This window comes from Mesobacillus subterraneus, from assembly GCF_003937825.1.
In the GTDB taxonomy this organism is placed as follows: Bacteria; Bacillota; Bacilli; order Bacillales; family Cytobacillaceae; genus Mesobacillus; species Mesobacillus subterraneus.
On sequence record NZ_RSFW01000033.1, the window covers coordinates 15,979 to 30,707 of the forward strand.

Below are 14,729 nucleotides of genomic sequence, written 5' to 3' on the forward strand. Positions count from 1 at the left end.
CAGGATGGGTTATGAAGCCGGAAATTTTGATGTGGTTGTAGTTGGTGCCGGCCATGCGGGTGTTGAAGCAGCCCTTGCGGCGGCGCGCATGGGTGCGAAAACCGCGATGATTACCATCAATCTCGATATGATTGCGTTCATGCCGTGCAACCCGTCAATCGGCGGACCTGCAAAAGGGATTGTCGTACGGGAGATTGACGCCCTTGGCGGCGAAATGGGCCGCAATATTGATAAGACATACATCCAGATGAGGATGCTGAATACTGGCAAAGGTCCTGCCGTTCGTGCATTACGGGCGCAGGCTGACAAGTTCGATTACCAGTCAGAAATGAAAAAGACACTTGAGAATGAAAAGAACCTGACATTGGTACAGGGGATGGTCGAGCGCCTGATCGTGGAAGGCGACGAATGCCGTGGTGTCATCACCCAAACAGGGGCAGCATACCTTGCAAAAACGGTTGTCATCACCACTGGTACGTATATGCGCGGGGAAATCATCCTTGGCGAATTAAAATACTCCAGCGGTCCGAACAACCAGCAGCCATCGATCAAGCTTTCCGAGCATCTTGAGGAGCTTGGCTTTGACCTGGTCCGCTTTAAGACAGGGACACCGCCACGTGTCCATAGCGATACGATCGATTATACAAAGACGGAAATCCAGCCTGGTGACGATGTCCACCGAGCATTTTCATATGAAACAACAAAATATATCACAGACCAGCTGCCATGCTGGCTGACTTATACAAATGAGAGAACGCACCAATTGATCGACGAGAATCTTCATCGGTCACCGATGTATTCCGGAATGATCAAGGGTACAGGACCGCGCTATTGCCCATCAATCGAGGATAAAGTGGTTCGCTTCAATGACAAACCGCGCCATCAGATTTTCCTTGAACCTGAGGGAAGGAATACGCAGGAAGTTTATGTACAGGGGCTCTCCACAAGCTTGCCGGAGGAAGTGCAGCACAAGATCCTTCAAACGATTCCTGGACTTGAAAAAGTCCAGATGATGCGTGCCGGATATGCGATTGAGTATGATGCGGTCGTTCCGACACAGCTGTGGCCGACTCTGGAAACAAAATTGGTCAAGAACCTTTATACAGCAGGGCAAATCAATGGTACATCTGGCTACGAAGAAGCGGCCGGCCAGGGAATCATGGCTGGAATCAATGCCGGACGAAGAGCGCTGGGGCAAGAAGAAGTGATTTTGAGCCGTGCCGATGCCTATATCGGTGTGCTGATCGATGACCTGGTAACGAAAGGAACAAACGAACCATACCGTTTGCTGACTTCACGTGCCGAATACCGCCTGCTTCTGAGACATGATAACGCTGACCTGCGCCTTACAGATAAAGGCTATGAAATCGGCTTGATTACCGAAGAACGTTACCATAAGTTTTTAGCGAAAAAAGAAGCCATTGAGGCGGAAAAAAAACGTTTGCGTTCCATTATTATTAAGCCTACAGCAGAGGTCCAGGAGTTGATCCGTTCCCTCGGCGGAAGTGAATTGAAGGATGGCATCCGCGCCTCAGATCTATTGAAGCGTCCGGAAGTTTCCTATGAACACATCAAGCAGCTGGTTCCAGCCGAGGTTGAACTGGATTTCGAAACGGAAGAACAGACAGAAATCCAGATCAAATATGAGGGGTATATCGAAAAGTCACTTCAGCAGGTCGAAAGGCTGAAGAAGATGGAAGATAAGAAGATTCCGGAAAACATCGATTACGATGCCATTTCAGGGCTGGCGACTGAAGCGCGTCAAAAACTGAAAGAAGTCCGCCCGCTGACATTGGCACAGGCATCGCGTATTTCTGGTGTCAATCCAGCCGATATCTCCATTTTGCTGGTGTATCTGGAACAGGGACGGATCGCTCGGATATAGTGAAATAGCTACAGCTTGGACAGAAAGGGTTGGCTTATGAATACAGATCAATTTAAAGCAATGCTCGCCGAGAAGGGAATCGAGCTTTCTCAGCAGCAAATGGACCAGTATGAAAAGTATTACCACATGCTTGTCGAGTGGAATGAAAAAATGAATCTGACTGCGATTACGGAAAAACCGGAAGTGTATTTGAAGCATTTCTATGATTCTGTTTCTGCAGCCTTCTATTTTGACTTTAATAAGCCGCTCAATTTGTGTGATGTTGGCGCTGGTGCCGGTTTCCCGAGTATCCCAATCAAAATCGCTTTTCCAAAACTGAAGGTGACCATCGTTGATTCCCTGAATAAACGGATCACTTTCCTGGAGCAGCTGGCGAAAGAACTAGGTTTGGAAGGCACGACTTTCATCCATGACCGGGCAGAAACATTCGGGCAAAACCCGGCTCATCGTGAACAATACGATGTCGTCATGGCCAGGGCCGTTGCGAGAATGTCTGTTTTAAGCGAGCTTTGCCTACCTTTAGCAAAGGTTGGCGGCACATTCATCGCAATGAAGGGCAACCAGGCTGGCGAAGAGCTTCAGGTTGGCGAAAAAGCGATTGGAATTCTTGGAGGAAAGCTTGATTCCATCCATTCCTTTACGCTTCCTGTAGAAGAAAGTGAACGGAATATCCTGATCATTAACAAACAAAAAACAACACCAAAGAAATACCCAAGAAAACCGGGAACTCCAAACAAAACGCCTATCGAATAGAGTTTCCTGAGCACTATCAGCCTGGACTATGCATCAGGGCGGTCCGGGCATGATTGGTGCGCTTGCGCTTTTTGTCCTATTTTGAAGATGAATTTTAGTTTATAATAGAGTCTATAGGCAGGAACTTGTCATTTTTATAGAGAATATGTAATAGGGAGTTCATAAAGGTGGTGTAGGGTGATGAAGCCTTCTTTTTCGCGCTTTTTTGGCCTTGGGGAAAAGGAAAAAGAACGGAGCCAAGTGGAAGAGCAGACGGTTGAGGATATTGACAACGTAGAAAACGAAGAAATTAAGAAAATCCCGATTGACCATATTATTCCAAATAGATACCAGCCAAGAACTGTTTTTGATGATGAAAAAATCGAAGAATTGGCGCGTACCATTCATATACATGGAGTAATCCAGCCAATCGTCGTCCGTGAATTTGACGAGGATCGATTTGAAATCATTGCCGGGGAACGCCGCTGGCGCGCAATGAAAAAGCTTGAGTGGGAAGAAGTTCCGGCGATTGTCAAAAATCTGTCTGATTCCGAAACAGCTTCTGTTGCGTTGATTGAAAACCTCCAGCGTGAGGAGCTTTCTCCGATTGAAGAAGCGATCGCATATGGAAAACTGCTGGAAATCCATAATCTTACCCAGGAAGCATTGGCCCAAAGACTGGGCAAGGGACAATCGACGGTCGCAAATAAGCTCCGTTTGTTGAAGCTACCACAGGAAGTACAGGATGCACTTTTAAATAAATTAATCACTGAGCGTCATGCCCGTTCCCTGATTCCGTTAAAGAATCCACAGCTGCAGGTTCAGTTGTTGGAAGAAGTCATTGAGAAATCTCTCAACGTCAAACAAACGGAAGAACGCGTCGTCAAGCTGCTCAGCCAAAATGAGGAAAAACCGAAGCCGAAGCGAAAAGCATTCAGCAAAGACATGCGGATCGCCGTCAATACGATTCGCCAATCGCTGACGATGGTTTCCGACAGCGGCATCAAACTCGATTCGGAAGAAGAAGAGTTCGATGAATTCTACCAGTTCACAATCCGGATACCTAAAAAGAAATAGTGTAAAGTGGGGGACTATGCGTCCGCCACTTTTTTAGATTAATAAACTCCTATATTACCGCATTATTTCTTTTTAATAAAAATTCTATCAACTCTCTTAATTCATGCTAAAATAGAATACATGATTGCTTTTTTGCTCTCGTTGATTTTAAGAGGGAGCGTTATTCTTATTGCATTTTTTGCTTAAAAGAGCTGAATAAGTTATTTTACGGGTTTTGAAAGTAGGTGACAATGTGGGGAAAATCATTGCGATTGCGAACCAAAAGGGTGGAGTTGGCAAGACGACGACCTCAGTAAACCTCGGGGCATGCCTTGCATACATAGGAAAAAAAGTGCTTCTTGTCGATACGGATCCTCAGGGAAATGCCACTAGCGGTGTGGGCATTGAAAAAGCGGACGTCGAACAGTGTATATATGATGTGCTTGTAGATGATGTTGAAGCGATGAAAGTGATCCATCCGACTTCCGTGGAGAACCTGTATGTCATTCCTGCGACCATCCAGCTCGCGGGTGCGGAAATTGAATTGGTTCCGACTATTTCACGTGAGGTCCGTCTAAAGCGGGCGCTTGAGGAAGTAAAGGACCGTTTTGATTATATTTTGATTGATTGCCCGCCGTCTCTCGGGTTATTGACACTGAACGCATTGACTGCTTCGGATGCTGTCATCATCCCGGTCCAGTGTGAATATTATGCGCTAGAAGGCCTTAGCCAGCTTCTGAATACGGTGCGCCTGGTCCAAAAGCATTTGAATCAGGATTTGAAAATTGAAGGTGTGCTGCTGACGATGCTTGATGCGCGAACGAATCTCGGTCTGCAGGTAATTGAGGAAGTGAAGAAATACTTCCAGGACAAGGTGTATCATACTGTTATTCCACGGAATGTCCGTCTAAGTGAAGCTCCAAGCCATGGAGAGCCAATTATCATTTATGATCCGAAGTCCCGCGGGGCTGAGGTATACTTAGATCTTGCAAAGGAAGTGGTTGCAAATGGCTAAAGGCTTAGGAAAAGGATTGAATGCATTCTTTAACATGGAAGCTGAAAAAGAAGAAAAAGTCCAGGAGATCAGCATCAAGGAAATAAGGCCGAATCCTTATCAACCTCGAAAGGTTTTCCAGCCGGAAGCAATTGAAGAGCTGAAACTTTCGATTCAGGAGCATGGCATCCTGCAGCCGATTATTGTCAGGAAAACCATTAAAGGCTATGAAATCGTCGTTGGCGAGAGGCGTTTCCGTGCGGCGAAAGCAGCAAAGCTGGAAACGGTGCCGGCTGTTGTCAGGGAATTGAATGAACAGCAAATGATGGAGCTCGCAGTCCTTGAAAATCTTCAGCGTGAAGATCTGAACCCAATTGAAGAGGGAATCGCTTACCAGACGTTGATGGAAAAATTGAAGCTCACTCAAGAGGAGCTGGCAAAGAGACTCGGCAAAAGTAGGCCGCATTTGGCGAACCACATCCGTTTGCTGTCACTGCCTCCAAAAATCCAGGAGCTCATTTCTGATGGGAAGATTTCGATGGGACATGGACGCGCTTTGCTTGGATTAAGAAAAAAAGACAAGCTGCCAATCCTGGTCGATAAGATTCTTAAGGAGGGCATGAATGTCCGCCAGCTTGAACAGCTGATCCAGCAGATGAACGAAATTGTTCCACGTGAAACAAAAAAAGAAAAAGTGGCGAAGGATGTGTTCATCCGTGAACGCGAAACATCGCTTCGTGAACGCTTTGGCACTACTGTAAATATCAAGCAATCTAAAAATAAAGGGAAAATTGAAATAGAATTTTTCTCGAAAGATGATCTGGACCGGATCCTTGAATTATTAGATCAGCAACAATCTTAAGCTATCAACTCGATGGCTTCTTTTTTTACATAACTAAAAATAAAAAGGTGAACGATATGTTTTTATTTGGCACCATCGTGAATGGATTATTGATTATCATAGGAACCTTGTTAGGAAGGATGCTCACGAGGATCCCGGAAAATATGAAAACAACCGTTATGCACGGGATCGGCCTTTCCGTCATGGTGCTGGGCTTGCAGATGGGCTTCAAAAGCGCGAATTTCCTGATCGTCATACTAAGTCTCGTGATTGGTGCAGTGCTAGGCGAAGCCTGGAAGCTAGAAGACAAGCTGAACGCAACCGGGGATTGGCTTGAGCGGAGGATTGGGTCAAAAGGAGAAGGCAGCATTTCACAGGGATTTGTAACTGCTACGCTGATTTTTGTCATCGGGGCGATGGCGATTATCGGAGCTCTCGACAGCGGCATCCGCGGTGACCATGATGTTCTGTACACGAAGGCAATCATTGACGGCTTCACCGCTCTAATTCTGACTACAACGCTGGGGATTGGAGTGCTTTTTTCCGCGATTCCAGTCATGCTCTATCAAGGAACGATTGCTTTATTCGCCACCCAAATCGATAAACTGATTCCACAGGCCCTGATGGACAGCTTTATCCTCGAGTTGACAGCAACTGGCGGAGTCATGATTTTTGCCATTGGGCTGAACATGATCGGTTTGACCAAAATCCGGGTTGCGAACCTGCTCCCGGGCATCCTGGTGACCGCTGTGCTTGTCACGATCAGTCATTATATGATTGGGATATAAAAGTGCTTGGGCTGCTGGCGTTTTATGGCTCGGAAAAATTATAAACGAAAAGGGTTTGCAAATAGAAAAACGCCTGGACGGGATTCCAGGCGTTTTGATTATCTCCAGCTATATTCATTCCGCAACAGTCGGCTGGTCGGCTTCAAGGTCCCAGCTCAATTTTGGCCATTCCTGCTTTTTGGGTAGCTGGACGCAGCTCTCATGGATGCCATTTGCAATCGTCTTCGCCATTTTTAAGACGAGATTCAGCCTTGTATTCTGCAAGACAAAGAACTCCATGAAACCACTGACATTTACGATTCCGGTAATGTGCATATTGCCCACCTCAGGAAGATCTTTATTTACGCCGGCACCTGGCTTTACAGGTCCATTGCCGACCTGGATGGAACCCACGCTTTTTAGACGGCCAAGGCAGGCATCGATGCCAATGATAAAAGGATTGAAGTGCTTTTGCTTGATTTCCGCCAGTTTTTCTTCCATATTGACGGCATGGATGGGATCATCGAGTGTCCCATACACATGGTAGGGGGAAATCTCCTTTTCATGAAGCAGTGTACCGATTAGCGGGCCCAATGAATCACCAGTGGAGCGGTCGGTTCCAATGCAGACAAAAACGATGGGACGAGCGCTGTAATTAGGCAAATGGTCCAGGATTTCCGCTGCCAGCTTCTCAGCTGCCAGATCATCTTCATGGTTAATTTTTGCCACACTGTTTTTCCGCTCGAAAAAATGGTTTTTGAGATTCATTGGCTCCACTCCTTAAAAATTCGTACTATCAGTATACGGACTTTTTTTGTAATCTATACATACCTGTAAACAGAAACATTTAAACAGGGTCTTTAGGAGCACGGGAATAATTTTGTAGGAATAATAACCTATGAAATCTTTATTTTCGGAAGCAGGGTAAAATACGGGTATGGTCTCTGTTAAAAAGCTTTATTGTTATTGTAAAATAGAAAAGCGGTCTCGTGCAGGTCTAATTTTACAAAAGAAATCTTATGTGAAGACTGTTAATATCTCATTAAACGTAAACAGCCTTCTTTATCTATAGTATAAAACTTGATAAAATGATTGTGTTTTAAAGAATGGTTCTACTTTGTTACATTATGTGGTGAATCCTTTTTGGTGGTGAAAATATGACTAAAACAGAAGAGACAATAAGCAAAACGCAAGCGTTCTATAATAAATTCAGCCAAAAGCTGCTGGACGAAAATCTTTGGTTTGCCATTGGCGAAAGTGTCCTGAAAATCGTCGCAATCTTGATCATCTCCGGATTGCTGATCCGGATTGGCAAGCTTGCGATCCATAATTTTTTCAGGATGAGAACGAAGGCGCCTATGAGGGTTTCAGAGAGACGTGAAACGACGCTGCAAAAGCTGCTTGAAAATATCCTGACATACGTGGTCTACTTTATCACGATCATGTCGATTCTTTCGGCATTAACGATCAATGTCCAAGCTATGCTCGCTGGGGCGGGGATTGTTGGTCTGGCTGTCGGTTTCGGAGCCCAAAGTCTGGTCAAGGATATCATTACCGGTTTCTTCATTATATTTGAAGACCAGTTCTCGGTAGGAGATTATGTGAGAATTGGACAATTTGAAGGAACTGTGGAGGAAATCGGGCTAAGGACGACGAAGATTAAAAGCTTTACGGGAGAAATCAATATTCTTCCAAATGGCAGCATTGTAGAGGTTACGAACTTCTCACTTTACAACAGTGTTTCCGTACTTGATATTGGAATTGCTTATGAAGGGGATATTGAATACGCGGAAAAGGTGATCCAGGAGTATCTCGAAACCACGACTGAAAAGTACCCTGAGCTCGTTAAAACACCGGAACTGTTAGGGGTACAGCAATTCGGGGCGTCAGAGGTCGTTCTGCGGATCGTGGCGGAAACTCTTCCGATGAAGCATTGGTATATGGGGAGAAAGCTGCGCAAGGATATTAAGCTTGTCCTCGATGAACACGGAATCGAGATTCCATTCCCAAGAATGGTGATGTACTCACGCCAGGAAGGCGGGGCACAAAAAGAATTCGGAAAATAAACAGGGGGTTTTGAATTTGGAGCACGAATTTCAACTTAATGACGTTGTTGAAATGAAAAAACCACATCCTTGCGGCACCAACAAGTGGAGAGTCATCCGGCTTGGAATGGACTTCCGAATCAAATGTGAAGGCTGCCAGCACAGTGTCTTAATTCCAAGAAAAGAATTTACGAGGAAAGTGAAGAAGGTTTTATCGAAGCAGGAGGAATAATCCTGCTTCTTTTTTTACTTCAAATGTATTATTCTTATTAGTAAAACTTACAGAGACAACGTGGGGAGATGAGGAAGTGGCGACAGTATATCATTCAGCTTGTCCGTTGAATTGCTGGGACAGCTGCGGGTTCCTTGTTACCGTGGAGGACGGAAAGGTGACAAAGGTTGAAGGCAATCCGGAGCATCCCATCACACAGGGGAAAATTTGCAGCCGTGGCCGGATGCTTGAGAACAGGACGAATGCCGAAGATCGACTGTTTTATCCACTGAAAAAAGTGGACGGCAGCTTCCAAAGGGTCTCATGGGAACAGGCACTCAATGAGATCGCTGAAAAGCTGGCATATTATAAAGAAACTTTTGGAACGGCTTCTGTGCTGCACAGTCATGATTATGCGAACAGCGGCCTTCTGTCAAACCTGGACAGCCGCTTCTTCAATTTATACGGCGGAGTTACGGAATTGACCGGATCGATCTGCTGGGGAGCCGGGATTGAAGCGCAGAACTGGGACTTTGGCGATGCATACAGCCATGCACCAGCGGATTTGGCCAACAGCAACCATGTGGTCATCTGGGGCAGGAATGTCGCACGGACCAATATGCACCTTTTTCAAAACCTGCAGAATGTGAAAAAAAATGGAACAAAGATCTATGTCATCGATCCAATTTATAACGCCACGGCCAAGCTGGCGAACGAATATATTTCCATCAAGCCAGGTTTCGATGGTCTTCTGGCAGCGGGGATCATGAAGGAAATGCTGAGGATGAACCTGGAGGATGAGGAGTTCCTGGCAAACCATTCTGTCGGCTTCGAAGACCTAAAGGCATTGTTGGATAGCGTGACATTGGGCTATATAAGTGAAGTAACTGAAGTTCCAGTAGAAACCATCAGCCACCTTGCCGATGTGTATGCTGACCGTCCTGTTTCCACGATCATGGGCCTTGGCATGCAGCGGTATAAAAATGGCGGAAATACGATCAGGCTTCTGGATGCATTAGTGGCAATCAGCGGCAATATCGGCATTCCTGGCGGCGGTGCCAACTATGCGAACAAGCAGGTTGGACAGAGCTTTGATTATCAAAACATGACCTTGCCTGAGCGGAAAAGCTCTGCACGAACCTTCACGATGATGAGGCAGGCAGAGGGAATCCTCTCAGCTGTTGACCCGGAGATAAAAATGGGGATCGTCACGTGCGGAAATCCGCTAACACAGGTACCGGACACGAACACAGTGAAAGAAGCTTTTGAATCGCTTGAAACGCTCGTGGTCATTGACCATTATATGACGGACACGGCGGAGCTTGCAGATTACGTGCTTCCTGCAGCGACGTCATTCGAGGTGGAGGATGTATATTACTCTTCAATGTACCATCATTACGTGAACCATGGCCCGAAGCTCGTTGACCCGCCAGGAGAAGCGAAGCCAGATGCCTGGATTTGGGCAGAACTGGCGAAGAGATTAGGTTTTGGTGAAGAGTTTGATTTTACGAGAGAAGAATTCATGGAAATGGGTCTTGCTTCCCTGACACAGAAGGGCATTACTCTCGATAAAATCCGTGAAGAAAGATTTGCCGAGCTGCCAGTGGATGAAGTTCCATGGGCAGACCGGAACTTCAAAACGCCAAGCAGGAAATATGAATTCACTTCATCTTCAGTTGCTGACGGCTCAATCAAGCTTTCGCTGCCAACCGAGACAAAATGGACCAATCCCGAGCTGGCGGAAAAATATCCATATACATTGCTGACGATCCACCCGTTGCGATCCAACCATTCACAGCATTTCCACCTGTTCCAGCCAAAACCTTATGTGAAAGTGGAAATGGCCAAAAGTGTGGCTGCTGAAAAAGGCCTGCAGGAAAATGATGATGTCCGTGTCTGGAATGACAGAGGGGAAATTCATGGAAGAGTTTCAATCCTCAAGGCTGCCCATCCGGGAACCGTCAATATCGACGAAGGATTGAGCGCCAGGTTCGGAGGGTCTGTCAACCAGCTGACCTCAAGCAGGGAATCGGACAATGGCCTTGGAAGCACACTTTACGATTGCCTGGTCAATATTGAAAAAGTTGAAAATGAATAGTTTGGTAACCGCACTTCTTTTGGGTGCGGTTTTCTTTTGTGTTAGGGGTCTGATTGAAACCCCAAAATCGAGGTGCAGAAGAAATTGGTCATCAATGAAGATCATTGGCGCCCTGATATCAAGGTTCTGAGAAAAAAAGGTAACCAATGAGGGCTATTGGTTACCAAAAAACATGGAGGATATAGAAAAGAGGTCACCAATGAGGGCTATTGGTGACCAAAAAACATGGGAATATAGAAAAGAGGTCACCAATAAAGGCTATTGATGACCAAAATCTATGGAAATCCAAAAAAGAGGTCACCAATAATGCCTATCTGGATGGTAAACCTACGAACGAAGGGACCTTGGTTATCAAAGCCCATCTATGTATTTGAATTTCCCTCTGTCTGACAGCTTCCTTTTACAAGCTTGTCTTTTCTTGCTGTAATCTCTATAATTGTGAGAGGAAAAAATCGTTTAGGTGATTCTTGCTTGAATAGATACTTTTTTAAATAGAGGAGTGACATGGATGGCTTTAACAGCAGGTATTGTTGGACTTCCTAACGTCGGGAAATCAACATTGTTTAATGCGATCACACAGGCTGGTGCCGAATCAGCCAACTATCCGTTCTGTACGATTGACCCGAATGTCGGAATCGTTGAGGTTCCTGACCATCGTTTAACTAAATTGACTGAGCTTGTCCAGCCGAAAAAGACTGTACCGACTGCTTTTGAATTCACTGACATCGCTGGGATCGTTAAAGGTGCGAGCAAAGGTGAAGGGCTCGGGAACAAGTTTCTTTCACATATTCGTCAGGTGGATGCGATCTGTCAGGTAGTGCGCTGCTTTGCAGATGACAATATCACTCACGTTGCAGGTAAAGTTGACCCTGTCTCTGATATTGAAGTCATCAATCTTGAATTGATCCTCGCTGACCTTGAATCTGTTGAAAAAAGAATCGGCCGTGTTGAAAAGCTTGCCAAGCAAAAGGACAAAGAGGCTTCTTTCGAGCTGCCAATCCTTACTCGCCTTCGCGAGGCATTTGAAGCTGAGCAGCCAGCACGTACTGTTGAATTCACGGAAGAAGAAATGAAAGTCGTTAAGCATATGCATTTGCTGACAATCAAGCCAATGCTGTATGTTGCCAATGTCGGCGAAGATGATGTTGCAGATCCAAGCGGCAATGAGTACGTACAGCAAGTTCGCGAATTCGCTGAAAAGGACAATGCGGAAGTAATTGTGGTTTGTGCGAAGATCGAAGAGGAAATCTCTGAACTTGAAGGCGATGAAAAGCAAATGTTCCTCGAGGAGCTTGGCATCGAAGAATCTGGTCTTGATCAGCTGATTCGCGCTGCATACAGCCTGCTTGGATTGTCCACCTACTTCACAGCTGGTGTACAAGAAGTCCGTGCCTGGACTTTCCGTCGCGGCATGAAGGCACCACAGTGTGCGGGAATCATCCACTCAGACTTCGAACGCGGATTCATCCGTGCCGAAACGGTCCATTACGATGACCTGCTTGCAGCCGGATCGATGACAGCTGCCAAGGAAGCCGGAAAGGTACGCCTGGAAGGAAAAGAATACGAAGTGAAAGACGGAGACATCATCCACTTCCGCTTTAACGTATAATAAAGAAATGAGTGAGCCCTGCCAAAATTGCAGGGCTTTATTTTTTAACTAATATGCTTGGACAAAAACACGAACATATGTTAGTATTTATTTATAGGAAGTGATAGAACAGAATCGTTTTTACATAGCATTGCTTTTGGAAATGTTCTGTGATATAATTTCATCTTGTGAGTAATTAAACAATTACTCCTTGCCCTGTGGGGCCGTTTAGACCAAAAGGAGGTGACAGTGATGAGAAAGTACGAAATTATGTACATCATCCGCCCAAATATTGAAGAGGAAGCTAAGAAGGCTCTTACTGAGCGTTTCAGTGGTATCCTAACAGAAAACGGTGCGGAAGTTTCAGAAGCTAAAGAGTGGGGCAAACGCCGTCTTGCTTATGAAATCAATGATTTCCGTGATGGCTACTACCAGCTTGTTAAGGTAAGCGCTACTCCGGCAGCAGTTGAGGAATTCTCTCGTCTTGCTAAAATCAACGAAGATATCCTTCGCCACATCGTAATCAAAGAAGAAGAATAATAAATAGATTTAAATATAAACTTTCAGCCGAATTTGTTTCACATGAAACATTCGATCTGGGGGGAAGGAGTTGATTCTGATGATGAATCGTGTCATTCTTGTCGGCCGTTTGACTAAGGATCCTGAATTACGTTTCACACCGAATGGAGTTGCAGTTGCTACTTTCACTCTTGCGGTAAATCGTGCATTTACCAACCAGCAGGGGGAAAGAGAAGCGGACTTCATTAACTGTGTGGTATGGCGCCGTCCAGCTGAGAACGTTGCTAACTTCCTGAAGAAAGGAAGCCTTGCAGGTGTAGATGGCCGCGTTCAAACTCGCAGCTATGATGGACAAGATGGTAAGCGTGTATACGTGACTGAAGTCCTTGCTGAGAGTGTTCAGTTCCTTGAGCCAAAAGGACAGTCCTCGGACAGAGGGGATAACAATTATTCCCGCCAAAATGATCAAGGTTCCGCATTCGGGAATCAGAATCAACGCCAAAACAGCTATACAAAAGTAGATGAAGATCCATTTGCAGGTGGCGGCCAAATCGACATTTCAGATGATGATCTTCCATTCTAATATATACTCGGACGTATAATAAAATACACAAGGAGGGAAATGACCATGGCAATGGGTGGACGCAGAGGCGGACGTGCAAAACGCCGTAAGGTTTGCTACTTCACAGCAAACGGAATCACTAAGATTGATTACAAAGAAACAGATCTTTTGAAAAAATTCATCTCTGAGCGCGGTAAAATTTTACCACGCCGTGTAACTGGAACTAGCGCTAAGTATCAGCGTAAATTGACAGTTGCGATCAAACGTGCTCGTCAAATGGCATTACTGCCATACGTTTCAGGCGAATAATGATCGGATTTTAAAAGGCAGCGGGGCTTCCCGCTGCCTTTTATATTAGCATTTGGCACTTCGTTTGCTTGTCCGATGTTTTGAAGCTAAAATAGTTCTTATCGGTTCTTTTATTGTTCGGAACCGAAATTGCAAGAAGCAAGCGTAACTTTTTGAGGTGACTTATGAAAAATACATATAAGCTGACAGAAGGAGCCGTCCTGTTAGCGATTTTTGCTGTTTTATTATTGATTACACTTTATGTTCCCGTGCTGGGCACGGTAGTATTGTTTTTCCTTTCGCTGCCGTTCATGTTGTTCGGGGCGAAATATGATGGAAAAAGCACGGCTGTTTTTACAATTGCAGCGGTGTTGATCTCGTTGATTCTTGGTTCGTTCCTTGCCATACCGATGGCTTTGGCATTTGGCGCTACTGGTGCTGTAATGGGCTATATGGTGAGGGAAGGGAAAAGCAGGGAAGCGTCCTATATTGCCGGTTCAGTCGTGTTTCTAGTTAATATTGTGGCACAATATGCATTGTCTATTGTCTTGTTTAATATCAATGCGATTGAAGAAATGGTGGAAATCTTACGCGCTTCCGTTGACCAGTCGATCAAGTTGATGGAACAATTGGGCCAAGCTCCTGATCAAAAGGTCGTCGATCAATTAGCATTAATGGTGGACATGGTTGAAACACTCGTGCCGAGCATGTTCGTCATGGCGGCTTTTAGTATCACGTTCCTGCTTCAGCTTGCTGCTGTTCCATTCCTAAAACGCTTTGGTGTGAAGGTGCCGAATTGGCGTCCGTTCAGGGAATTACAATTTCCTAAGAGCATCCTATGGTATTACCTCATTGCAATGGTCGCAGCATTGATCATGCAGCCGGAAGAGGGGACTTACTGGTATTGGGCCATTTCCAATCTGACGTTCATCCTGCAAATGCTGATGGTCCTGCAAGGGCTCTCCCTGGTGTTTTATTTTACCCACCTGAAAGGGTATTCCAAGGCTATTCCTATTATTGTAGTTGTCCTTCTCTTCCTCTTCCCATTTGTTCTTTATATTGTGAGGATATTAGGTATAATTGATTTAGGGTTTGACTTAAGAAAACGTCTTGGGGAGAAGAAGTAATCAGAAACTAACGCTT

15 protein-coding genes are annotated in these 14,729 nt (G+C 45.4%); 14 read left to right on the plus strand and 1 reads right to left on the minus strand.

What is annotated here, in order from left to right; genetic code table 11:
• The first annotated feature begins 4 nt into the window (after positions 1–4).
• The 6 genes from mnmG (at position 5) to EJA10_RS21300 (ending at position 6,296) form a co-directional block, all read left to right on the plus strand.
• Positions 5–1,885 (plus strand): tRNA uridine-5-carboxymethylaminomethyl(34) synthesis enzyme MnmG, encoded by a 1,881-nt coding sequence (gene mnmG, locus EJA10_RS21275; protein WP_125482049.1) that lies wholly within the window; start codon positions 5–7, stop codon positions 1,883–1,885.
• Between the two features lie 36 nt (positions 1,886–1,921).
• Complete coding sequence (gene rsmG / locus EJA10_RS21280; protein WP_125482050.1) at positions 1,922–2,638, plus strand: 16S rRNA (guanine(527)-N(7))-methyltransferase RsmG; 717 nt, start codon at positions 1,922–1,924, stop codon at positions 2,636–2,638.
• Positions 2,639–2,818: 180 nt separating this feature from the next.
• Positions 2,819–3,694, plus strand: a complete 876-nt coding sequence (noc, locus tag EJA10_RS21285; protein WP_125482051.1) for a nucleoid occlusion protein — start codon at positions 2,819–2,821, stop codon at positions 3,692–3,694.
• 232 nt (positions 3,695–3,926) lie between these two features.
• Positions 3,927–4,688: a ParA family protein gene (locus EJA10_RS21290; RefSeq protein WP_125482052.1), complete on the plus strand. Its 762-nt coding sequence runs from the start codon at positions 3,927–3,929 to the stop codon at positions 4,686–4,688.
• Complete coding sequence (locus EJA10_RS21295) at positions 4,681–5,529, plus strand: ParB/RepB/Spo0J family partition protein (RefSeq protein ID WP_125482053.1); 849 nt, start codon at positions 4,681–4,683, stop codon at positions 5,527–5,529. Before EJA10_RS21290 ends, EJA10_RS21295 begins: the two co-directional genes overlap by 8 nt.
• Positions 5,530–5,585: 56 nt before the next feature.
• Positions 5,586–6,296: a DUF554 domain-containing protein gene (locus EJA10_RS21300; RefSeq protein WP_125482054.1), complete on the plus strand. Its 711-nt coding sequence runs from the start codon at positions 5,586–5,588 to the stop codon at positions 6,294–6,296.
• A gap of 114 nt (positions 6,297–6,410) precedes the next feature.
• Here EJA10_RS21300 and yyaC read toward each other — a convergent pair whose 3' ends face one another.
• Positions 6,411–7,043 (minus strand): spore protease YyaC, encoded by a 633-nt coding sequence (gene yyaC, locus EJA10_RS21305; protein ID WP_125482055.1) that lies wholly within the window; start codon positions 7,041–7,043, stop codon positions 6,411–6,413.
• A gap of 389 nt (positions 7,044–7,432) precedes the next feature.
• On the opposite strand from yyaC, the gene EJA10_RS21310 reads away from it, so the two are divergent.
• The 8 genes from EJA10_RS21310 to EJA10_RS21345 all read left to right on the plus strand — a co-directional run bounded on the left by EJA10_RS21310 (position 7,433) and on the right by EJA10_RS21345 (position 14,713).
• Positions 7,433–8,341, plus strand: a complete 909-nt coding sequence (locus EJA10_RS21310; protein ID WP_125482056.1) for a mechanosensitive ion channel family protein — start codon at positions 7,433–7,435, stop codon at positions 8,339–8,341.
• A 16-nt stretch (positions 8,342–8,357) separates the two neighbouring features.
• Positions 8,358–8,552, plus strand: a complete 195-nt coding sequence (locus tag EJA10_RS21315) for a DUF951 domain-containing protein (RefSeq protein ID WP_425462111.1) — start codon at positions 8,358–8,360, stop codon at positions 8,550–8,552.
• A 76-nt stretch (positions 8,553–8,628) separates the two neighbouring features.
• Positions 8,629–10,629, plus strand: a complete 2,001-nt coding sequence (locus EJA10_RS21320) for a molybdopterin-dependent oxidoreductase (protein ID WP_125482058.1) — start codon at positions 8,629–8,631, stop codon at positions 10,627–10,629.
• Positions 10,630–11,137: 508 nt separating this feature from the next.
• Positions 11,138–12,238, plus strand: coding sequence for a redox-regulated ATPase YchF (gene ychF, locus EJA10_RS21325; protein ID WP_125482059.1), 1,101 nt, complete (start codon positions 11,138–11,140; stop codon positions 12,236–12,238).
• Between the two features lie 231 nt (positions 12,239–12,469).
• The gene (rpsF, locus tag EJA10_RS21330; protein ID WP_125482060.1) at positions 12,470–12,757 is read left to right on the plus strand and encodes a 30S ribosomal protein S6; all 288 of its coding nucleotides are present in this window, start codon (positions 12,470–12,472) and stop codon (positions 12,755–12,757) included.
• A 79-nt stretch (positions 12,758–12,836) separates the two neighbouring features.
• Complete coding sequence (gene ssb / locus EJA10_RS21335; RefSeq protein WP_125482061.1) at positions 12,837–13,319, plus strand: single-stranded DNA-binding protein; 483 nt, start codon at positions 12,837–12,839, stop codon at positions 13,317–13,319.
• A gap of 51 nt (positions 13,320–13,370) precedes the next feature.
• Positions 13,371–13,607, plus strand: coding sequence for a 30S ribosomal protein S18 (rpsR, locus tag EJA10_RS21340; protein WP_125482101.1), 237 nt, complete (start codon positions 13,371–13,373; stop codon positions 13,605–13,607).
• 164 nt (positions 13,608–13,771) lie between these two features.
• Positions 13,772–14,713 (plus strand): YybS family protein, encoded by a 942-nt coding sequence (locus tag EJA10_RS21345; protein ID WP_125482062.1) that lies wholly within the window; start codon positions 13,772–13,774, stop codon positions 14,711–14,713.
• The last annotated feature ends 16 nt before the right edge of the window (positions 14,714–14,729 follow it).